This is a genomic window from Maribacter sp. UH1, from assembly GCF_056839145.1.
In genome coordinates, this window is the sequence record NZ_CM166387.1 from 4,355,776 (window position 1) to 4,378,996 (window position 23,221).

The window sequence follows — 23,221 nt, forward strand, 5'->3', positions numbered from 1 at the left end:
ACATACTTTACAAAATATAGACATATGAGCAATCAAGCATTATTAACCCCTTATAATAAAACTTTAAACCTAAGAAATCGGGTGGTTATGGCACCTATGACAAGAAGTAGAGCTGCTAATGAAGGTAATATCCCTACAGAAGATTTACATGCTCCCTATTATTCGCAAAGAGCTTCCGCAGGATTAATTATTACTGAAGGATCGCAGGTTTCTAAAGATGCCGTTGGTTATGTAAATACAGCTGGCATTTATTCAAAAGAACAGGTAGAAGGCTGGAAAAAAGTAACGAAATCAGTACATGATAAGGGAGGTAAGATTTTCATACAACTTTGGCATGTGGGTAGAATGTCTCACCCAGATTTCCATAATGGTGAATTGCCTTTAGCGCCATCTGCCATAAACCCGAATGCACAGTCATATACTCCAGAAGGATTTAAAGATACGGTTACACCAAAAGCCATGAGCATTGAAGACATTAAGCAAACGGTAGCAGATTTTAAGAACGCAGCTATAAATGCTATGGAAGCAGGATTTGACGGTGTTGAAATTCACTCTTCCAATGGATACTTATTTCATCAATTTTTTAATGGAACATCTAACCACAGAACGGATGAGTATGGAGGAAGCATTGTAAATAGAACTCGTTTCTTTTTTGAAGTATTAGATGCTATTAAAGAGGCTATCGCACAAGAAAAAATCGGTGTTAGATTTAACCCATCTTTAAACGGAATGTTCGGTATTACCATGGACGAGGAAACAATTCCTACTTTTGAGCATATCATTAAAAAGTTAAATGACTACAATTTAGCCTATGTGCATTTATCCGAACCTTTTAATGATGTTTCTAATATACCGTTTGCAGTAAAACACATTGCAAAACATTTTAGACCTCTTTATAATGGTACTCTAATGATCAATGCTGGTTTTAATCAAGAATCAGGCAACAAGGTAATCGAAGAGGGTAATGCGGATTTGGTGGCATTCGGTAAACCGTTTATTTCCAATCCTGATTTGGTGGAACGGTTTACATACAACTACCCATTAGCAGATTGGGATACCGATACCTTTTACACACCAGGAAAAGAAGGATATTTAGACTACCCAACTTATGGAAAGAATAATTAAAAATAATGTATAAAAAAAACGCAGCCAATGGCTGCCTTTTTTAATGTTGTGTAATAACACTAATTAAATATCATCGTTATTATGTTCTAAATTTTCATTTTCAGCACCACCTAAACTATATAACTGGTTCTCTTCATCTTTTAAAGATTTTGAAACCTTATTTTGAGGAAGACTTCTACCAGGTATATCTAAATCTTTTCCAGCAAAATCAACTTTTCTATTTCTGTCGTATAATTGGCTATCATCACCATTATCCGTACGGGTGTTTTTCACCTTTTCTCCTAAAGCTTGTAAATCTTCTTGGGGAATATCAGAATTATAAGTCTCTGTTTTATTTTCAGTTTTCATATGAATATTTTTTTTGAAAATTACCTTTTCTTATTTGTTCCTGTTAGCACAAAACAAATGGTTATGAGCTCAATTAAATAGGCTAGCTAAAACTGAGGAAACAAACGTTTAGCATTAAGATTTTCTTTTTACGAATTAATGATAGCTGTATATTTTAGCCAACTTGCAAATAAACAATTTGAAGATGGAAAATGTATTAGTTGCTGGTGCTAACGGTACCACAGGAAAAAAAATAGTTAACCTTTTAAAAAGTTCTCAATACTTTGAACCAGTAGCCATGGTGCGCAAAAAAGAGCAGCAAGAACAATTTGAAAAAGATAATATAAAAACGGTTTTAGGTGATTTAGAAAAAGACTTATCACATACTGTAGAAAATATTGATAAAGTGATTTTTGCTGCCGGATCTGGTGGTAAAAAAGTAGTTGAAGTTGATCAAGAAGGTGCAAAAAATCTTATCGATACATCTAAGCAAGCGAATATTAAAAAGTTTGTCATGTTAAGTTCGATGGGTGCGGACAATCCTGAGGAAGCCAGTGATTTAAAAGAGTACTTAAAAGCAAAACACAATGCCGATGAATACCTTAAATCTAAAAATTTAATGTACGCAATAGTTAGACCGGGATCATTGACCAATGATGCTGGCACAGGTAAAATCGAACTTAAATCAAAATTGAATAAGCAAGGCTCCATTACTAGAGATGATGTTGCACAAACACTGGTAAGGTCTTTACATGATGATGCTGCCATAAATAGTACATTTGAAATTATACAAGGTGACACCCTTATTGGCAAGGCTATGGATGGAAACTCCTAAATATTAAAATATTGTTTGGTTGGTTAAAGTCTGTCATAACTTGGTTATGACAGACTTTTTTTTAATTATAATAATCTACAACTGTATTCAAAAAATCTTGATAGTAAATCCTGTTGTGTATCTTCGTATCAAATTAAACTACCTCTATATGAAAACTTCATTTTTAAAATTAGCTATGGTTTTGTCCGTAGTTATAGCATTACACTCCTGTAAAGAAAATAAGAAAGAAAACAATGATAGTACGGCAAAAGAAATTGAACTTGATAGTACGGATTTGGCGTTACTAGACCTGAATCTTCCAGAAGGTTTTCAAATTGAAGTATATGCTAGGGGAGTAGACGGCGCTCGTTCTATGGCAATGGGTGATAACGGAACATTGTTCGTAGGCACTAGAACAGAAAATAATGTATATGCCATACAAGATACTAATGGAGATTTTAAAGCGGACAATATTATAGTGCTTGATACTATGGAAGTGCCTAACGGAATTGCCATGAGAAATGGTGATTTATATGTTGCGCAACCAGGTAGTCTTTGGAAATACCCAAATATTGAAGACCAAATAGATGGTGAGTTAGAGAAGGAATTGATCTATGATGATTTTCCGACGGAATTTCACCACGGGTGGAAATACATAGCCTTTGGACCTGATGATAAATTATATGTACCGGTAGGTGCACCATGTAATATTTGTAACCGAACCGATGAAGATGAACGTTTTGCGACGATTTCAAGAATGGATGCTGATGGTAGTAATCGTGAAATATATGCTAGAGGAGTTAGAAATTCAGTTGGCTTTACGTGGCATCCTGATACAAAGCAAATGTGGTTTACAGATAATGGTCGTGATATGTTGGGAGATGATATTCCTCCTTGCGAATTGAATACAGTTACCGAAGCTGGTCAGCATTTTGGGTATCCATTTTGCCATGGTGGTATTGTTAAAGATCCAGAATTTGGAGATTTAAGACCTTGTTCAGATTTTGTTGACCCTGCTTTGCAGCTAGATGCTCACGTTGCTCCTTTGGCCATAAAATTTTATACAGGTACTATGTTCCCAGAAGAATATAAGGGCAAAGCTTTCATTGCGGAACACGGTTCTTGGAACAGAAGTAAGAAAGTAGGCTATAGAATTATGATGGTTGATATTGAAGATGGCGAAGTTGTAAATAACGAAATTTTCATTGATGGCTGGTTAGATGAATCTGAACAAAAAGCTTCAGGTAGACCGGTAGATATGTTAGTTTTAAAAGATGGATCTATGCTTATATCAGATGATTATGGTGATGCCATTTATAGGTTATCTTATAACAAAACAGCTTTAGCCAGCAACAATTAATAAATAGATAAAATGTATAAAGAAGTAGCCCATAAGGCTGCTTTTTTTATGCAACCATGCCAGAGTTATTTATTCTGTAGCTATATTTATGGTTCAATTGTACATAGTTATAACCTTAATGCTCCATTAATACTTAATAGGTTTTAAAATAATATGAGTTATCCAGATAAAGTTTATTTAAACGGACAGATTGTAGATTCTGCTGAAGCAAAAATTTCTGTCTTTGACCGCGGATTTATTTTCGGTGACGGTCTCTATGAGGTTATGGTTCAAATAAATGGAAATTTCTTTTATAAAAAAGAGCACCTGGCAAGACTGCAATCCGGTTTACATAAAGTTAATATTGATTTTGATGTAGCTATTCTTAAAAATGAAATACCCAAATTATTACACGCTGCTCAATTGACAGATGTGGACTGTATGCTGTACATACAGATTACTAGGGGAGTAGCACCGCGACAACATTCTTTTCCGTCAAACATAAAACCAACAGTAATGATGTATGCTGTACCAAAACTTTTGCCTGAAATAAATTTGGTGAATGCACATGTTATTACACGAAAAGATTTTAGGTGGTCTAGATGCGATATTAAAATGACCTCTCTTTTAGGAAATGTAATGCTGAACGAAGAAGCTATGCAGCATGATTGTTATGAAACCATTTTACATAGAAATGGCGTTTTTACGGAGGCATCTCACAGTAATTTATTTTTTGTAAAAGACAGAGCAGTATATACTCACCCAGCAGATGAGCATATTCTTAATGGTATTACCAGAATTGTAGTCATTGAACTATGCCACTTACTTGGTATTAAAATTATAGAAAAAGCCATTAAGGTAGCTGAAATTGAAAGTATTGATGAAGCCTTCTTAACAGGTACCAGTACACAAATTGCAGCTATTCAAAATATTGATGACCACCAGCTATATTCAGGAAGTAAAAAAGGCCCCATTACAAAAAGATTGCAAGAGGCCTTTTTAAAACTAAAATAGGTTTTACTCTACCATAAAATAGGTAAAGAACTCATCTGTATTTTTAATGCTCATAAGGTTTAAAATATAGCAAACTTCACTTAAATCAGAAAAATCCAATCCGCCTTCTGCAACACTTTCATTTAAATATCTGCCGTCCTTACCATTATATTCATTTCCTAAACGAATAGCAGTATTCCAAACTTTGGTCAAATGTTCATCGTTTAATTTAGATTCCCAATCAACCTTACCATCAGACTTTAAACCCGGTGTACCATTGCCAACCTCATTACCATCTGCTATTTTATGGTAGTCCGTTACAGTTTGAGCATACTTTAATTTAGTTGGTTCAGTAACAGATTCGTTCCAATCGCTATGTTGAACTACATGAATACTTTCTTTTATATTTATTGAAGAGTTCTTTTCTGACAACTTCTTTACCCAATCTGCAGTGAAATCTGATTGCCCAGCTTCGGCAACCCAAACCGAACCTCCGTCTTTTATCGTTTTCAGCGCTTTATAGACCACTTTATCTAAAGATGCTTCCCATTCCTTGTCCGCATCTGCCCAATTACTTTTAAACGCCATTTTCATTAATTCATTTGGCGGAACATATAATCCTTTTTGAATGCCATAAGTACCAGCAACAGCGAAGTAATTTAAATCTTTGTAATCTGGATGTTTTAAAAGTGTTGCCAAACCGGCTGCAGTGTGTAAATCGTCTATATCTGTTTTGCAATCTAATTGAACTAACAGTAAATCTTTAGAAATATTGAATTTAGGTTCTTGGGCTATAATACTGTAAGAAATAAATAATGTAGATAGTAGCCCAAACAGGACATTTTTGAACAAGAATAAGTTTTTCATTGAAATGAGTATTGTATGTTGTTATGAAGTTGTTTCTACTAAAGTATTATAAATTATGATTATACAATTGAACATAAATTCAATAAATCAGTTATTTTTCAGATTTGGGATGGTTTATTTGAGAAATAATATGACCACAAACCTTCTATTAACTCAATTTAAGTACGAAAACTCTTAAAGTCTTCACAAAAAACAGATATAAAAGAACTTTAAACGCTGTTTCTCAACTATTGGCGTCATCTTTGCGCCTTAATAAGTATTATAAATTAAATTACATTACAATGAGTAAAGGAACAGTAAAATTTTTCAATGACACAAAAGGTTTCGGTTTTATCACTGAAGAAGGAGTTGAAAAAGACCACTTTGTACACATTTCTGGTTTAATCGATGAGATTCGTGAAGGCGATGAAGTTGAATTTGAACTTAAAGAAGGTAACAAAGGTTTAAACGCAGTGAACGTTAAAGTTATCTAAGACATATATACTTTCAAGTTTAAGAAAAAGCCTTTCAGAAATGAAGGGCTTTTTTATTATCGCTCTTTTTTGAGTTTATCAAAATCTTGTGCTAACTGAAATAATTTTTCTTCTAAGTTAAAGTTGGTCTCCGGTAATCTATGATAAAACACATACCTAACACGCCACATCTCTTTAATCGCTTTTAAATCAAGTAAGATATCATCAACATTTTTATGTTCGGCACGTAGTACAAAATTATCATTTGTAATAAATAATCTTCTTAAAATGATATTTTGATTGGTTACCGTAAATACTAAAGTCCCATTATTCAGTTTAGAATAAACCTCAGGCGGTATTAATTCACCAATAACAATATCTTTAGGAAACATGCCAGATTCGTTCTTGCTCATTTCTAAATTCTGTACGGTATAAGCTCTAAATTTTTTATCAGGATTTATAGGTAATGATAAAAAAGGTAAGTCTTGTATGTAAGAATCTTTACTGTAATACTTAAGATAATCACTTTGATTTAATGCGGTAATACAAGGTACTTTTATAAAAAATTCTTGTTCACCTAAATCTTGTTCTACTGTTAAATTGCCTTTGAATTTTAATAAATTATTGACCGTTAATTCAGTTGTGAGTAGGTCATCAATAGGTATGCTAAAATAATTAGCAATTTTTATTAGTGTCTCTAATTTAGGTTCACTTCTTCCTTCTTCATATGCACCTAAAGTCCCTCTTTTAAGGTCAAACAGCTCAGCAAATGCCTGTTGGCTAAGGCTTTTTAAGCTTCTAATTTTTCTGATATTCTTCCCGAAGTATGACATTTTTTGCTAATAATATTTGCAAATACTAAAAATAGTATTATATTTGTCTAACAAAATTAGCAATAAATATTTGAATTGCTATTATTTTGAGCTGTTATTTTTTATTAACCAATTTAAAACACAATATTATGTTCATCGTCGTTGTTTACATTTTAGCGTTCTTAATCTGATTTTAAGAAAACACACCAATAATATGTTGTATTATTGAATCTAAGAATCCACCTACAAAAACTAACCAATATGAAAAACCATTTTAATATAACCAGAGATTATCTTCTTCAATTAAACTTTAATATCGTTAAAGAGAATAGAGCAGACGGTATTTTGGTTGTAGAGAAAGAAGATTTCGGAATTAAAAATCTCATTCTAGGAGTATCACCTCCAATTTTGATTATGGAACAATTTATATTTTCTGTTCATAATCAATCTGAAAAGATATTTAAAAGTTTACTACAGAAGAATAGAGATATCATTCATGGAGCTTTCGTTCTTGATGAAACCGCAAACAGGGTCATATTCAGAGATACGTTACAGATCGAGAATATGGACTTAAATGAAATAGAAGCCAGCTTAAATTCTCTAAGCTTATTAATGAGTGAATACTCAGATCAAATAATTGAATTTTCTAAATACTAAAAATAAAAAATCATGAATATATTTAAAAGACTATTTAAAATAGGAGAGGCTGAAACTAATTCAGCAATTGATAAAATGGAAGATCCTATTAAGATGACCGAACAAGGCATTAGGGATATGAAGCTAGACTTGGAAAAAAGTTTAGAGGCTCTTGCACAAGTTAAAGCACTTGCCATACGTTCTAAGAACGATCAAGATGTTTATAAAAATAAAGCAAAAGAGTATCAAGATAAAGCCATTATAATTTTAAAGAAGGCTAATAGTAAAGAAATGGACGCTGCTGAAGCGGACAGACTTGCTAAAGAAGCTTTAATGCAGAAGGAAACCAATGAAAAGCAATTAGAAGCTACAAAAACCGAAACTGAAAAATTTGAAGCTAATGTGAGTCAAATGCAAGGTAATGTAGAAGCTTTAAAAGCAAACATAGGCAATTGGGAGAATGAGCTTAAAACACTTAAAGCACGTGTTAAGGTTAGTAATGCCACCAAAAACCTAAACAAGCAAATGGCTGAATTGGATAGCACCGGTACTGTTTCTATGCTTGAAAGAATGAAGGAGAAAATTGCGCAAGAAGAAGCCTTGGCAGAAGCTTATGGTGATATCGCAAATTCGAGTAAATCTATAGATGAAGAACTTGACAAAGCTGCCGATACTACTGAAGCCGCTGCAGATGACGAACTTCAAAAACTTAAAGAACAACTAGGGTTTAACAAATCCAAAAAATAAAAATTTGAATCAACTAATAGACATATTATTTTCTGAGGTAAATATCACGTTAACCTTATTATTGATACTCCTTCTGGTGTATTGGATCATAACCATGATAGGTGGTCTTGATTTTGACCTAGATGTTGATGTCGATATAGATGTAGACGCCGATGTAGATCTAGACGCTGGTATTGAAGGTGGTAATCTTGATTTTGAAGATATTTCTAACACTGAAGTCAACCAGGAAGATGTCATAGGAAAGAGACGTAGACCACTAAAATGGTGGCAAATATTCCTTATCTATTTCAACTTTGTAGGACTGCCTTTTATGTTCACGTTTACCTGCTGGATATTTGTTTGGTGGTTGATTACAACTTTAGCGACCACATTGACGTTTACCTATGACAATTATATAGGATTTATTATTATGATCGCTTCGCTTTTTCCAGCATTGTTCGTCAATAAATTATTTACCACTCCGTTCAAGGGCTTTTTCAAGCAACTGAATAAAGATGGCGATGCTCCTGTTGATTTTTTGGGCAGGCAAGCCACTTTGTTATCTAATATTAGCGAAGATAAAATGGGTAATGCAGAAGTAAAAGCAGATGGTAATAGTCATTCTATCTATGTAAAATCTTTGGATCGTAAACCGTTAACCTACGGTAGTTCGGTTTTAATCATCAAACGATCTGCGGATCACACACACTTTTTAGTACAATCTTATAACCAATAAAACTTAAATCATTTATGGAATCCATCTTTTCAATTATCGGTATAGGTTTGGGGGTAATCCTCTTCCTTATCATTGTTTATTTTGCAATCATAGCAATGTTCTACAAAAAAGTTCATCAAGGTCAAGCCTTGGTAAGAACCGGATTTGGAGGAACTAAAGTAGCTACGGACAAAGGTCTGTATGTAGTGCCAGTATTTCATAGAGTTGAAGTTATGGATATTTCAGTAAAGAAAATTCAAATTGAAAGATTGGCGACAGAAGGTCTTATCTGTAAGGATAATATGCGTGCAGATATTAAAGTAGCATTCTTCGTTAGGGTAAATAATGAAGTTGACCTTATTAAAAAAGTTGCTCAGACCATTGGTGTGCAAAGAGCTTCTAGACAAGAAACACTTGAAGAGCTTTTTGAAGCCAAGTTTTCCGAAGCCTTAAAAACCGTTGGTAAAAAGTTCGATTTTATTCAATTATATGAAGCGCGTAGAGAGTTTAGAGATGAGATCGTTGATATTATTGGAATTGACCTAAATGGCTATACCTTAGAAGATTGTGCCATAGATTATCTGGAGCAAACTGCCGTAGCGCATTTGAAAGCAGATAATATTCTTGATGCAGAAGGTATCAAGAAGATTAATGACCTTACGGCTGCACAAAATGTAAAATCAAACCTTATTAAGCGTGACGAGGAGAAAACCATTCGTAAACAAGACGTAGAAGCTCGTGAAGCTATTCTAGAGCTAGACAAGCAGTTAGCGGAAAAAGAAGAACAACAAAAAAGAGAAATCGCGAACATAAAATCTCGCGAAGAGGCAGAAACTTTAAAAGTTTCCGAAGAAGAGCGTTTAAAGTCAGAAACTGCTCGTATTGCTACCCAAGAAAAAGTAAAAGTTGCTGAAGAGAATATGGAGCGTCAAATTATTGTCGCTTTGAAAAACAAGCAACGTACAGATGCCGTAGAGACGGAAAGAGTAGAAAAAGACAGACTTTTAGAAGCTACGGAAAGAGAAAGAGTTGTTACGCTGGCACAGATTGAAAAAGAAAAAGTTGTTGAAGTAGAGAAAAAGAATATACAAGATGTTATTCGTGATCGTGTTACTCTTGAAAAAGGAGTAGTAGAAGAGCAAGAGAACATGAAGGATATTGAAGCTTTCAAAACTGCCGATCGTGAGAAACAAGTGAAGATTACAATTGCTGAAGCAAACGCTCAAGAAGATTTAATTAAAACGATTAAAGCGGCAGAGGCTCAAAAAGAGGCTGCAAAACAAAAAGCGGAAGAAATCAATATTGAAGCATTGGCTCATAAAGAGGCTAGTGAGAAAGAGGCTGAAGCACGTAAAATTTTAGCGGAAGCACAAGCTAAAGAAGAGGCAACGGTGGGTATGTCTGAAGCTCAAGTTATGCATGCGAAAGCAGATGCCTTTGAACGTGAAGGAATTGTACAAGCCATCATCATTGAGAAGAAAGCCAAAGCTGAAGCTGTTGGTATTGAAGCAAAAGCAGAAGCTAAGCGTAAAGATGGATTAGCAGAGGCTGATGTTATCAAAGAAAAAGCGATGGCAGATGCTGCTGGTATAGAAGAGAAGGCAAATGCAATGAAGAAATTAGATGGTGTTGGTAAAGAACACGAAGAATTTAAACTGCGTTTAGACAAAGAATTACAAGTTGATCTTGCCCACATTAATATCCAGAAAGATATTGCCGATGCACAAGCACAGGTTATTGGTGATGCATTAAAAGCTGCCAAGATTGATATTGTTGGTGGTGAGACCATGTTCTTTGATCAAATTATCGGTCAAATAACCAAAGGTAAAGGCTATGATAGATTGGTTGAAAACAGTACTAACATACAAGATGTAAAAGATGCTATTTTAGGCAGCGATGATGTCAAAGGGAATCTTTTGGAAAAGGTAAAAGAATTCGCTGATAAATATGGTATCTCTACTGAAGACCTTAAAAACGTAACTATAGCAAATTTACTGATGGACTTAAAATCAAAGTCTAACGATAGTGAAGAGCAAACGCTGTTTAGCAATCTATTTAACCTTGCAAAAGGGTTAGGTATGGGCGATAAAAAATTAAAATAGACGCTTAACACTTAGAGTTTTAAAGTAATTTATTAATGTAGTACTAAAGCCTAGTTATTTTTATGGCAGAAGAATCCCGAACAGACAAAACGGAAGAACATATTTTAGATGGTGGTACTTATGATGTAATTAAAAACCGACTGCAAAAGCAGAAGGAATTGTTACAGAGTAAGCTAATTAATCTAAACGATGATAGAAAAACCGTTTTTGGATCATTAGAAACTAAACTTATTGCGAATGATAGAATCAATACAGAGAACAATTGTATAGCAAGAGATATTGTTTCTTTTGGTGACACTTGCCTGTTCGGGTATAATGTTCATTTTGGTCTTAGAACCGAAATAAATATTAAAGATGTTTTTAGCAGTTACACTTTTACAGATAACAGTTTTAAAGCTGCTGATCTTGATCTGTTAGAAGATGCGACCTTTAAAACAGATTTCACCAATTTATATAAATACTATAGAAATACGATATTTTCCAACTTTGCTGTAATTGGAAATTATCTACATATGGTTTTTCAGCTAAGTGAGAGTCCTACGGATATCAAAACCTTTAAATGGTTAGTGGTAGACAATTCGCTAAAATATATTGATAACCGTAGCGAACATGAATACAAATTTCCTGTTCAACAAGAGTTTAAATGGCAAGAAGCTACTAGAGATATGCATCGTTATGGAGTTCACTCTCATGTTTCAATTAAAGACCGAGTATTTGTAGAAACCATTGGCGGTGATCTTACCATTAAAATTGAGGACAATACTGCTGAAGGTAAGGGTATTTTAGATGAACCCGTAGAATATGTTGACCAAACTTTAGATGACGGTCAATATCGTTTTGGAGATTTAGGCAACCTTTTAATTTTAGAGATAAAACCATTTCAAGAAGCTGCCCGTTATTTTGTTTTTAATGACAAAATGCGAGAGGTTCAAAAAATTGATTCTGTTAAAGATGCCTGTATTTTACTGCCAGATGATCAAGGTATCATCTTTCCAACAGGGTATTACTTGCAAACGGGAGAGTATCACATTTTTGATAATGCTATCTCTAATGTAAAATTTCAAGAACGTATTATTTCTCCGAATGGAGAAGATTTTCTTTATGTTTTTTATTCTGCTGCAGAAGGTTTATATAACCTCATGTCTTATAATATCATAAGTCAGGTTATTAAGACACCGATAATCTGTAACGGATTTACGATTTTAGAAAACGGTGAACTTTGTTATTTCAAAACAGAGCAAGAACAAACCAAGCACCATGTTGTTCAAATTTGGCAAACACCTTATTTAAAAGGTGATTACGTGCCTTCACAGCATGAAGACACCTTACTTTATAAAATAGGAAACAAAGATATTGTAAAGGCTATGGCAGAAGTCAATGGCTTAATTACATTGTTGAATAAAAACGACAACTACGCCGGACTATATAGTGATATTGCAAAGTTCTCGAAAGATATTTTAGATGCGTATTATTGGTTGCCAGAGCCAGATACACATCAATTAAACGAGCCTATTGAAGAAATCAACAAAGCATCTAACGCTGCTATTGATGAGTTTGAAAAAGTGGTTCAACTCCGTAAAAATGCTCAAAATCAATCAAAACTAATTCAACAGAATTCTGAGGAGTTATTTAATAAAATCAAAAGCACCTCATTTAAAAGTATTGATGAGTTTGTTGCATTACTTACCAGGTTGCGATCTTTAAGAGGTGAAGCTATTTCGCTTAAAGAAGTACGATATATTGATTTAGAATATATTGAGGTCCTGGAAGAACAAATAGGGGAGCAGACCAAAAAAATATCAGAACGTTGTGTTCAGTTTCTTTTAAACCCGAATGCATTACAACCATACCATGACGCTTTAAAAGATAAAAAAGAATTTATAGCTACTGTTGAAAAGGTAATTGTAGCTAAAGAGAAGGAAGAAGAAATTAATGAGATCAGTACGCAACTAGAAATGCTGATCGATATAGTTTCTAATCTAGAAATTGAAGATACTGCCCATTCCACTAAGATAATCGATGATATTTCATTGATTTTCTCAACTATAAATGAACTTAAGGCGGCTTTAAAAAACAAAAGAAATTCTCTTGGTATATCTGAAGCCAAGGCAGAGTTTGCTGCACAATTGAAATTGATCGATCAGAGTATCATCAATTACCTAGATATGGCATCTACACCAGAAAAGTGTGATGAATATCAAACTAAAACATCTATTCAATTAGAGGAACTAGAGGGTAAATTCACCGATTTTGAAGAATTTATCGAGACTATTATTGAAAAGAGAGAAGAGGTTTATGCTGCTTTTGATGCTAGAAAGAACTCTTTAATTGAAAAACGGAATAAAAAATCTAGCGCATTAGCCAATGCATCAGCCAGAATATTAAAAGGGGTACAGAAAAAGGCACAGAGTTTTAATTCTGCCGTAGAAATCAACGGATACTTTGCGTCAGATTTAATGATCAATAAGCTGCGTGATATTATTTCTCAATTGCAAGAGCTTGATGATAGTGGTAAAGCTGAAGAGATTGAAACCCAATTGAAAACGGCTAGGGAAGATGCTCTTAGAAAGTTAAAGGATAAGCTTGATCTTTATGAAGATGGCGATAGTGTTATTAGATTAGGTAAACACAAATTCGGCGTTAACAAACAACAGTTAGACCTTACCATTGTTTTTCATGATAACGAACTCAATTATCATTTAACAGGAACCGATTTTTACAAAGTACTGAACAATGAAGAATTTGTTAAGAATAGGCACTTATGGAATCAGGAATATATTTCTGAAACCGATGATATTTATCGTGCTGCATATTTAGGTTACAAAATATTTTCAAAGTTCACCGAAGACGATTTACTTCCTTTAAGTGATGAAGAGTTGTTGAAGCTTGTTCAAGAACAAAGTAGAAACGACTATTCTGAAGGCTATATAAAAGGGGTTCATGATGTTGATGCTTCAAGAATACTGAAGCTTTTGGTACATAAACACCATGAATTAGATTTACTTACTTACCGACCAGAAATTCGTGGGTATGCCCAATTTTTCTGGTATGATTTGGATAAAGATGTTAAAGCCGAATTAGATAAAGGTTTAAAAGCTGCAGGAGAGGTATTGCAATATTTTCCTGAATCTAAAGAATACGCTTCTATCATTGAAGGATTAAAAAAGAAAATAGAAGTCTTTTCTGAAGAAACAAAGCTATTTGACACGCTATTAAGCGAAGATATTGCTGATTATTTGTTTGAAGAACTAAAATCGGATTCTGAATTCGTGTATAGTGGCTTTGCTATTCAATTAAAAGATGAATTTTTAAAATTACTTAAATCTCAAAATGCAGATTTAAAGTTTAAGAAAAGTGTTGAAGAAGCTCCAAAATTTTCATCTAAAGTTCGTTTGGTGAAACAATGGGTAGGTGCATTTTTAAAATCTAAAAAAGATGTCGATGCTAATATTAATTTAAACAGATATGAAAATGAAATTGTAGGAGCCATTCTGTTTAGAGATGAGTCTGCTTCTAAAATCAAAGCAGTTTCACCGAATGAAAGTTTAAAAGACTTAAGGGGTTCTCATGAAACTATTGTTGAAGGAGTTTATACGTTCAATTATCATGATTTCATTTCTAGAATGAGCTTATTTGTGTCAGATGAAGTTCCGGCATTTTTAAAGTTTAAAAAGACAAAACACGAAATAACCGAAAAGCTGAAAATTGATTTAAAGTTAGAGGAATTTAAGCCAAGAGTGCTTACGTCTTTCGTACGTAATAAATTAATTGATGAAGTATATCTTCCAATTTTCGGTAACAATTTAGCGAAACAACTAGGTACGGTAGGTGCAAACAAACGTACCGATAGAATGGGTATGTTGCTTTTAATATCGCCACCAGGGTATGGTAAAACCACCTTGATGGAATATATAGCAAACCGACTTGGTTTAATTTTCGTTAAAATAAATGGACCGGCAATTGGTCATGAGGTTACCAATGTAGATCCAGCCTCTGCAAAAAACAGTGCTGCTCGTGAAGAGCTTAAAAAGCTGAACCTTGCTTTTGAAATGGGGAATAATGTCATGCTTTATATTGATGATATTCAGCATTGTAATCCAGAATTTTTACAAAAGTTCATTTCTTTATCAGATGGTACTCGTAAGATAGAAGGTGTATACGAAGGTCAGCCTAAAACATACGATTTACGTGGTAAAAAATTCTGCGTAATTATGGCAGGTAACCCATATACGGAAAGCGGAGAGAAATTTCAGATTCCAGATATGTTAGCCAACCGTGCCGATATTTATAACCTTGGTGATATTATTGGCGAAACCGAACATTTATTTAGACTCAGCCTTGTAGAAAATTCACTTACAGCAAATCCTATTTTACAACAATTGGCGAGTAAAGAATTTGATGATGTGTATACATTGGTAGAACAAATTGAATCTAAATCTGATGAGGGTCAATTAATTGGAAACCATTCTAGTCAAGAAGTTGAAGAATATAAAAAGGTTCTCGAAAAAGTATTGCGGGTAAGAGATGTATTGTTGAAAGTAAATGCAACGTACATTAAAAGTGCCGCAATGCAAGATGAATACCGTACAGAACCTTCTTTTAAACTTCAAGGCTCTTATAGAGATATGAATAAATTGGTGGCTCAGATTGTGCCTATAATGAATGAGCGGGAATTGAACACGCTTTTACGTTCACATTATGAGAATGAAGCGCAGACTTTAACTGGTTCTGCAGAAGCAAACTTGTTAAAGTACAATGAGCTGATCGGTAATCTTACTACGGAAGAAGATGCTCGTTGGAGTGCTATAAAGGAGCAATTTGTAAAGAACAATAAATTAAAAGGGTTTGGTAATGCCAATGAGATGGCTCAAGTACTTTCGCAGATGATGGAATTCTCTGATAATCTTGCCGGTATCAAATCGGTTCTTGAAAAGGGACTAAATAATGATTAAGGTTTAAATATATAAGATAGTTTTTCTTTTATTACTGAAATTCAAGCTTTCACGTCAAAATAAAGATGTAGTTTTGCACCCGCAAAAAAGCTGCATTATGAAGCGTATTAATGAATATAAGAAACTCTTCGGGGTTGAAAAAGAAATTGAACTTAAAGCTCTTAAGTCTACCTATAGAAAATTGGTAAAAGAATGGCATCCAGACAAATTTCAAGAGGGTGACGAGAAAAGAGAAGAAGCAGAGGTTCAAAGCCGTCGTATTATTGACGGATACCACTTTTTAGTAAGTATTGCTCCTGAAACCAAAGAAGCTAATAAAGAAGTATACAATGAGTCTATTAACTCTGGCGTTGCCGATTTCCAGCATAATGGTTTGGTATTAGAAGTTACTTTCGTTGATGGTGCTACGTATGAGTATTTTGGCGTAACAAAACCTATTTTTCAGAAAATGATCAATGCTAACAAATTGAACAGATTCGCGAAAAGAACAATTTTCCCAAATTATCTATACAGAAAATCGAAACGTGACCTTCAAGAGGCATAATCGTATATAAATTAATGGTTATCAAAGACGCATGAAAAATCAAAAAGAGATTTTATCAAAATTGAATATTGATGCGTTAAATCCGATGCAAGAGCGTGCGTTAGATGCTATCTCATCATCGAATAATACCATTTTACTTTCTCCAACCGGTACAGGAAAAACATTGGCTTTTCTTTTACCGGTTTTAGATATTTTAGACCATGACGACCCTGAAGTTCAGGCATTGATTTTGGTTCCTTCCAGAGAATTGGCCATTCAAATAGAACAGGTCATTCGAAATATGGGTACTGGTTTTAAAGTGAATGCCATTTATGGTGGCAGACCCATGTCTAAAGATAAAATTGAACTAAAACATACTCCTGCAATATTAATAGGTACTCCTGGTAGAATTCTAGACCATTTCTTTGCAGACCGTTTTACTAAAGATCATATTAAAACTTTGGTTCTTGACGAATTCGATAAATCTTTAGAAGTAGGCTTTGAAGAGGAGATGAGTGAGATTCTTGCAGAGCTTCCAAACCTTAAAAAACGTATTCTTACTTCTGCAACTGAAGGTGTTAAGATACCGAAATTTGTAGGCATGGAAAATCCGAAGCGAGTCAATTTTCTTAAAAATGATAGACCATCACAACTTACGATCAGCACTGTTATTTCAGAAGATAAAGACAAATTAAAAACGCTTGTTCAGCTCCTAAAATATATAGGCGAAGAACCAGGCATTATTTTTTGTAATTACAAGGATAGTATTGAAAGTGTTAGTGATTATTTAAGCCAACAACACATTCAACATGAGTGCTTTTCTGGTGGTATGGAACAGAAAGACCGTGAGCGTGCTTTAATCAAATTCAGAAACGGCAGTAGTCGTATTTTGATTGCGACAGATTTAGCCGCAAGGGGTATTGATATACCTGAATTAAAATTCATTATTCATTACGAATTACCGCATAGAATAGAAGAGTTTACGCACCGTAACGGTAGAACGGCACGTGTAAATGAAAAGGGAACTGCATATGTTTTGCAATGGGACAAAGAATCGTTACCCGAATTCATTAAGAAATCTAGCGGAATAAACATAAGTAAAACCAATAGGTTAGGAGATCCTCTTTGGGAGACCTTATTTATTTCTGGCGGAAGAAAAGATAAAATATCAAAAGGTGATATTGCGGGACTTTTCTTTAAACAAGGAGGATTGAATAGAGAAGAATTAGGCGATATTGAATTAAAGCAAGATTGTGCTTTTGTGGCGGTGCCAAAGAATAAATCTGACCAACTTGCAAATCAATTGAACAATTCCCGTTTAAAAAAGAAAAAAGTGCGCATTACCGTACTTTAATCATTGTTAGTATTTTTGCCCTTTTTAAGGTAGTATGATGAAGGATAAACAACACGAAAACGAAACTGAAATCGATTTAACAGAGATTGAAAGTTGTATTGAAATTTTAAATAGATTGGTAAACGATACCAATCAGATATTTGAAATTCCAGAAGAGAGACGCATTGCCTTAATTAAAGTAGCTGGCCAATTGTCTCGCCCTAGTAAACAAGAGTTTGCGAAAAGGGTAAAAGATGCCAAAAGAAACGCTAAAAGAAAGCAAGCCGTTCGTGACAAGCATGCACGTAAAGAAACTGGTATTCGTAGTGCCCGTGAAGCTCATGTATTTGTCGCTCCTAAATTATTACCCGCTGCTGAATTGGCAAGTAAAGATTTACCAGAATTGACCACTCCACGTAACTGTTACGTTTGTAAAACAGAATTCACAAAACTTCATCACTTTTATGATACCATGTGTAGCGATTGTGGCGATTTCAATTATGCGAAAAGATTCCAAAATGCCAATGTAAAAGGTCAAGTTGCGGTTATTACCGGATCTCGTTTAAAAATTGGTTATCATATTACATTAATGTTACTGCGTGGTGGCGCAACCGTTATTGCAACAACACGTTTTCCCGTAGATTCCGCACTTCGCTTTTCCAAGGAAGAAGATTTTATGGAATGGGGGCATAGACTGAAAATTCATGGTTTGGATTTACGTCATATACCTAGTGTTGAAATATTCTGCAATTTCATTGAGCAGCAATATGATAAGCTAGATATTTTAATTAATAATGCAGCACAGACTGTACGTAGACCCGCTGGGTTTTACCACCATCTTATGGAAAATGAAGAGAAAGAAATCTCTTCACTACCTAAGTTTGCACAAATGGTATTAAGTGATCATGAAAGTTGCTTACAAGAATTAAAAGGATTTAGTAAACAAGCATCACCAAATCAAAACATGCCGGTTACTTGGCACGGACCAGAACCTGGTATTGGTATACGAGCTTCTGCAAAGCTGTCTCAGATTCCGTATAGTTTTGACAATGCATTGGTAGCCCAAGAGGTTTTTCCAACGGGTGAATTAGATGCCGATCTACAACAAGTAGATTTGCGTAAAACAAACAGCTGGCGTTTAAAGTTAGGCGAGATTGAAACTACTGAAATGATTGAAGTTCAGCTGGTTAATTCCGTAGCGCCTTTTGTACTTTGCAATCGCTTGGCAGAGCTGATGAAGAAAAAGAACACGGGACAGAAACATATTATTAACGTAACTGCGATGGAAGGTAAATTCCACCGTTTCTTTAAAGAATCTCGTCACCCACATACCAATATGGCGAAGGCCGCCTTGAACATGTTAACACATACTGCTGCTGGGGAATTAGCAAAAGACGGAATCTTCATGAATGCAGTGGATACGGGTTGGGTAACTGACGAAGACCCTGCAGAATTGGCTAAGAAGAAGCAAGAAGTACACGATTTTCAACCACCCTTAGATATTGTTGACGGTGCTGCTAGAGTAATGGATCCACTTTTTGACGGTATCAATACGGGTAAACATTGGTGTGGTAAATTTTTAAAGGATTACTTCCCAATTGATTGGTAATAATATAATGATTTACAGTTTTTATTACTTCATTCTCAATTGTTTAAAAACATTTAATAAAAAGTTAATATTCTTACTGTTCTAATTTACTAGTCTGAATCTATTTTCGTTTTTTTGCGACATGATTAGGCTAACTATCAAAGTATTACTACAATTTCTTGTGTTCATTATCATCGGAATATCAATTCCCATGAATGCACAAGAAATACAAACCTATAACGGACCTTTACAAATAGGGAAGTATAATGGTAAAGCAACGTATTCTTATAAAATTGTTGAGAACGACACCGTTCTTGATGGCGATTTTACAGTACTACGTTCCAATCTTCAAGAACTCTTAGAGAAACAAGATTACTCCTTTCAATTTAAGGGTGCTTTCGTAGACGGTACGGCAAATGGTCCTTGGAAATTTCAATTCGGAGAATTCAATTCAAAAAGTCAGTCTGAGGTTATAGATTATCAATACCGTGTTCTAGTGAGTGGAATTCAGAAATCTGCTATCGGTAAAATTAAAATGGGTAAGCCCAATGGTAAATGGACTATTGTAGAAGAAGAAATAGAAAATTCCGAAATATCTAAGACCTTATTTAAAAGTGTTATCTCTTTCGATAACGGTGTACCACAGCAAAACTTTAGCATCAATAACGAAAACTATACACTTGTAGGTAGATTTCTACGTGATGGTTTGGCGCATGACGAGTGGTCCTTGTTTCCTTCTAATGGTATGGACCAATCTGAAAGCTGGTTTTTTAAAGATGGACTATTACAGTCTATTAGAGTAGATGATGAAAACGATCATAAAACTATAAAGGCTTACCAAGGGTATAACGGTAAAACTAAAATCATCAATCTAAATGCGGGTTATATTAATGCTTTAGAAATTCAACTTTCGCAAGTAGATGTTGATATTCTTCATCATAATAGTCTACCAGAACTTTTAAAGCAAAATGCAGCACGTTATCAAGAAGTTGATGAAATATTATCTCAATTGGGTAAATCAAAATTTCTACCAGAGTTAAAAGTAAAGGTCCCTTATTACCCGCTTGATTCCTTAGAGGTCACTAAAATTGATAGCATTGTATCTTATTATAAAAAAGCACATGAGTTAGGTGAGTCTATCTTGCATAATTCACAATTGAACATCTTAAGATTATCCGATAACAATACTGCTTATCAATATAATACGGTAGTTCAATTGAAGGAGAATTTCTTAAATCCTATTCAAGAAATTGTAAATTATGATTCACTGGGCATATTGGAATACACTTCTCAAGAGCAATTAATCAATCATGTGTTTGCTAACGGACTTCCAAAACCTCAAATGGATATTGAGATACAAATAGATAGTGTTATATCTTCTAAATCTTATATAATTCCTTCAAGCGTTTCAATATCAGCTGACACTCCCAACATAGAAAAAATTGAAGCTGTTGCTAAAATGGGCTATGACGGTATATTGTCTATTGCAAATGAAGTAAAAGAAACACTTACTCAAGAAAAACGACAAAACGAATTGGCTAGCTTGGAAGAAGAAATCATTATTAGAAATGATTCAATGATGATTTTTATTGATTCTACCAGTTCAAATATTCCTTTAAAATACGCGACAGCCTTAAAGCAACTGAAGTCTTTTACCAGTAAAACTATAAACGACTATTCTAAAGTGAAATCTGCAGAAAACAGATTAGCTTCTGCTAGAACAACTGTTGAATGTCTAAATAATTTAAACGAGTTATCTAAGACGGTTTCACAAATGCCAATATATCAAACTACAATTAAAGAAAGCTATACTGATAAAATTTGGAATCCGTTTATGGCAACTTTGATGGATGAGGATATTAAAAAACGAATAACATCAGCTTATTCAAAAACGTTAGAACCTTATTTCTTAAATGAGATAGACCAACACTTGTCTTGCGATACTACTAAAGAATTAAACAGCACTATCAATGCTACATATACCAAGATTCTAGAATTAAAAGACCAGGACACCAAAAAACTTGAACGCAAGTTAAAGAGGCAAAAAGACCCTATTACTATATTAGAAATGTTGAATGTACAAAACACTGCAAAGCAATAGCCTATGAAAACGTTTCGTACATATAGCTTAAAGCTTAGATTCATATTCTTGTTTTTTCTAATATTTCAAGGATTTTCACAAGAGAAAGAGGCTGTAGAATTGCCTGAGTATTCAAAATATAAAGATTTAGGTACAAAGACCTGGATCAATACTTATGGTAATATTAGAATTGGCAAACGCTTATTTTGGGATGCGCAAACTCACCTTAGATTAGAGGAAACAGAAGCTACACCATTTTTTGGTCAGGTAGCCCAGGTATATAATAGACATGCCATTGGGTACATTCACTCTAAATATTTTAATGTTCGATTAGGTGGAGTTTTAAGACTTAACTTCAATACCGATGAAGCTTCTACAGATCGTAACTTAGTACCAGAATGGCGTATTTGGCATCAATATCAGTTTGCACAATCACTTGCCAGTATGATGATTTATCATCGTATTCGTATAGAACATAGATGGACGCAAGGTTTTGCCGAAAATAGTGAATACATCTTTAGAAATCGTTGGAGGTATATGTTTAGAATGAAAATTCCTCTGAACAATCATAAATTAAAACCTAAAACTTTTTACGTTGCACCAGAGGCAGAATTGATCATGCAAAGTGGAAAAGCGGTTGTTGCAAGCCCTATGGAAGATCTGCGTTTAACCACTACACTAGGTTATATTCTAACACCAAGATTAACAGTTGCAGCAGGAGCAATGTATTCCCAAGGGCAAGATTTAGCTAACGGAGGATATTATAAGCAAAGCTGGGCAATGAGATTTCATGTTTACTATTCTCCTGATTTTAGAAAGGTAAAGAACAAACTTCCTGAAATTCACTTAACGGACTAGAGGGTCAGTAATAAGAAAAGTATGAAAAAAAAGGATATTACATTATACAGTTTGCTTGCTATCATTTCTGCACTAGCTCTTTATTTCGGAGTTAAATCCAGTACTCTAGAAAATGAGATAGGGGAGAGTAGCAAGGCAAAAGAGGAATTGGATGTACTTGTAACCGGTAATAAAGAATTAGTGGCAATTGATTCTGTATTAATGGAAGGTGATTATAATAAAGCAATTGAATCTTATAATACCACACTTCAAAATCATGAAGAGCTGAACAGCGTTATTCCATTACGGATTGCCCTGGCTCAAAAATTAATGCAAAATAATACGGTAAATACTTCTGAAAAGGGAACTGAAAAAATCTCTGTAGATTCAATTGCTATAGCTCCGGTATCTCAAAGTGAAATAAGAAGTATTGATTCTCTTAATTTTGCCCTAGAAAAAGCGCGAGTTCAGTTAAATAACATGCGTAAGCAACTGAACAATAAATCTTTTGGTGAATATCTGAGTTTTACTAGTAAAAAAGGAACTGGTCTACATTATGTAGGGCAAGTAAAAAACAATAAGGCCAATGGTTTAGGTATTGCTGTTCTTGAAACCGGTAGCAGGTATGAAGGTGAATGGAAAGATAATTTACGTGAAGGCAACGGTACTTTTTATTGGCCTGATGGTGAATATTATATTGGCAGCTATAAAGATGACATGCGAAATGGTGAGGGAACATATTTTTGGCCTAACGGTGAAAAGTATAAAGGACAGTGGAAAAACGACAAGCGAAATGGCAAAGGTATTTTTCACAAGAAAGAAGGCTCTGTTATTAGTGGCATTTGGGAGAATGATAAGCTTAAGGAAGCTGACAAATTGAACAAAAAATAGTACCGGAATTTATTTTGCATAAATTTTATCAAATAGATCAGTTCTAATCTCAATAAAGAATTGTCAAAATAAGAAAATCGCAAAAATCATCTTGAACGTATGTTTTGCG

Annotated in this window: 19 protein-coding genes; 16 read left to right on the forward strand and 3 right to left on the reverse strand. The window is 34.2% G+C overall.

What is annotated here, in order from left to right:
* Nucleotides 1-24: 24 nt before the first annotated feature.
* A complete protein-coding gene (locus UH1x_RS18895; protein ID WP_482623552.1) occupies nucleotides 25-1,125 on the forward strand; it encodes an alkene reductase in 1,101 nt (366 codons plus the stop codon).
* A gap of 63 nt (nucleotides 1,126-1,188) precedes the next feature.
* On the opposite strand, the gene UH1x_RS18900 is transcribed toward UH1x_RS18895, so the two are convergent.
* Nucleotides 1,189-1,473, reverse strand: a complete 285-nt coding sequence (locus UH1x_RS18900; protein WP_482623553.1) for a hypothetical protein — start codon at nucleotides 1,471-1,473, stop codon at nucleotides 1,189-1,191.
* Nucleotides 1,474-1,657: 184 nt separating this feature from the next.
* On the opposite strand from UH1x_RS18900, the gene UH1x_RS18905 reads away from it, so the two are divergent.
* From UH1x_RS18905 to UH1x_RS18915, 3 genes are all read left to right on the forward strand, one after another.
* On the forward strand, nucleotides 1,658-2,287 hold the full coding sequence (locus tag UH1x_RS18905) for an SDR family oxidoreductase (RefSeq protein ID WP_482623555.1): 630 nt from the start codon (nucleotides 1,658-1,660) through the stop codon (nucleotides 2,285-2,287).
* A gap of 148 nt (nucleotides 2,288-2,435) precedes the next feature.
* Nucleotides 2,436-3,626: a PQQ-dependent sugar dehydrogenase gene (locus UH1x_RS18910; RefSeq protein WP_482623557.1), complete on the forward strand. Its 1,191-nt coding sequence runs from the start codon at nucleotides 2,436-2,438 to the stop codon at nucleotides 3,624-3,626.
* 153 nt (nucleotides 3,627-3,779) lie between these two features.
* A complete protein-coding gene (locus UH1x_RS18915) occupies nucleotides 3,780-4,619 on the forward strand; it encodes an aminotransferase class IV (RefSeq protein ID WP_482623559.1) in 840 nt (279 codons plus the stop codon).
* Between the two features lie 3 nt (nucleotides 4,620-4,622).
* Here the strand turns inward: UH1x_RS18915 and UH1x_RS18920 are convergent, their stop codons facing one another.
* Nucleotides 4,623-5,465: a hypothetical protein gene (locus UH1x_RS18920; protein WP_482623561.1), complete on the reverse strand. Its 843-nt coding sequence runs from the start codon at nucleotides 5,463-5,465 to the stop codon at nucleotides 4,623-4,625.
* 281 nt (nucleotides 5,466-5,746) lie between these two features.
* Here UH1x_RS18920 and UH1x_RS18925 point away from each other — a divergent pair, with 281 nt between their 5' ends.
* Nucleotides 5,747-5,938 carry a cold-shock protein gene (locus UH1x_RS18925; protein WP_027067037.1) on the forward strand — a complete coding sequence of 64 codons (192 nt, stop codon included), beginning with the start codon at nucleotides 5,747-5,749 and terminating at the stop codon, nucleotides 5,936-5,938.
* 56 nt (nucleotides 5,939-5,994) lie between these two features.
* Here UH1x_RS18925 and UH1x_RS18930 read toward each other — a convergent pair whose 3' ends face one another.
* Nucleotides 5,995-6,750: a helix-turn-helix domain-containing protein gene (locus tag UH1x_RS18930; protein WP_482623564.1), complete on the reverse strand. Its 756-nt coding sequence runs from the start codon at nucleotides 6,748-6,750 to the stop codon at nucleotides 5,995-5,997.
* A 240-nt stretch (nucleotides 6,751-6,990) separates the two neighbouring features.
* Here UH1x_RS18930 and UH1x_RS18935 point away from each other — a divergent pair, with 240 nt between their 5' ends.
* From UH1x_RS18935 to UH1x_RS18985, 11 genes are all read left to right on the forward strand, one after another.
* Nucleotides 6,991-7,386, forward strand: coding sequence for a type III secretion system chaperone family protein (locus UH1x_RS18935; protein ID WP_405414716.1), 396 nt, complete (start codon nucleotides 6,991-6,993; stop codon nucleotides 7,384-7,386).
* A gap of 12 nt (nucleotides 7,387-7,398) precedes the next feature.
* Nucleotides 7,399-8,112, forward strand: a complete 714-nt coding sequence (locus tag UH1x_RS18940) for a PspA/IM30 family protein (RefSeq protein ID WP_405414713.1) — start codon at nucleotides 7,399-7,401, stop codon at nucleotides 8,110-8,112.
* 4 nt (nucleotides 8,113-8,116) lie between these two features.
* Nucleotides 8,117-8,827 carry a hypothetical protein gene (locus UH1x_RS18945; protein ID WP_482623567.1) on the forward strand — a complete coding sequence of 237 codons (711 nt, stop codon included), beginning with the start codon at nucleotides 8,117-8,119 and terminating at the stop codon, nucleotides 8,825-8,827.
* 14 nt (nucleotides 8,828-8,841) lie between these two features.
* The gene (locus tag UH1x_RS18950; protein ID WP_215939250.1) at nucleotides 8,842-10,908 is read left to right on the forward strand and encodes an SPFH domain-containing protein; all 2,067 of its coding nucleotides are present in this window, start codon (nucleotides 8,842-8,844) and stop codon (nucleotides 10,906-10,908) included.
* A gap of 62 nt (nucleotides 10,909-10,970) precedes the next feature.
* Nucleotides 10,971-15,860 (forward strand): DNA repair ATPase, encoded by a 4,890-nt coding sequence (locus UH1x_RS18955; RefSeq protein WP_482623569.1) that lies wholly within the window; start codon nucleotides 10,971-10,973, stop codon nucleotides 15,858-15,860.
* A 97-nt stretch (nucleotides 15,861-15,957) separates the two neighbouring features.
* Complete coding sequence (locus tag UH1x_RS18960) at nucleotides 15,958-16,404, forward strand: KTSC domain-containing protein (RefSeq protein WP_482623570.1); 447 nt, start codon at nucleotides 15,958-15,960, stop codon at nucleotides 16,402-16,404.
* Nucleotides 16,405-16,435: 31 nt separating this feature from the next.
* Nucleotides 16,436-17,737 carry a DEAD/DEAH box helicase gene (locus UH1x_RS18965; RefSeq protein WP_482623572.1) on the forward strand — a complete coding sequence of 434 codons (1,302 nt, stop codon included), beginning with the start codon at nucleotides 16,436-16,438 and terminating at the stop codon, nucleotides 17,735-17,737.
* A gap of 37 nt (nucleotides 17,738-17,774) precedes the next feature.
* Entirely contained in the window at nucleotides 17,775-19,325 is a 1,551-nt protein-coding gene (locus UH1x_RS18970) for an SDR family NAD(P)-dependent oxidoreductase (RefSeq protein WP_482623574.1), read from the forward strand.
* A gap of 190 nt (nucleotides 19,326-19,515) precedes the next feature.
* Nucleotides 19,516-21,405, forward strand: coding sequence for a hypothetical protein (locus UH1x_RS18975; RefSeq protein ID WP_482623575.1), 1,890 nt, complete (start codon nucleotides 19,516-19,518; stop codon nucleotides 21,403-21,405).
* 3 nt (nucleotides 21,406-21,408) lie between these two features.
* The gene (locus UH1x_RS18980; protein WP_482623576.1) at nucleotides 21,409-22,242 is read left to right on the forward strand and encodes a DUF2490 domain-containing protein; all 834 of its coding nucleotides are present in this window, start codon (nucleotides 21,409-21,411) and stop codon (nucleotides 22,240-22,242) included.
* A 21-nt stretch (nucleotides 22,243-22,263) separates the two neighbouring features.
* On the forward strand, nucleotides 22,264-23,112 hold the full coding sequence (locus UH1x_RS18985) for an MORN repeat-containing protein (RefSeq protein ID WP_482623578.1): 849 nt from the start codon (nucleotides 22,264-22,266) through the stop codon (nucleotides 23,110-23,112).
* Nucleotides 23,113-23,221 lie beyond the last annotated feature (109 nt).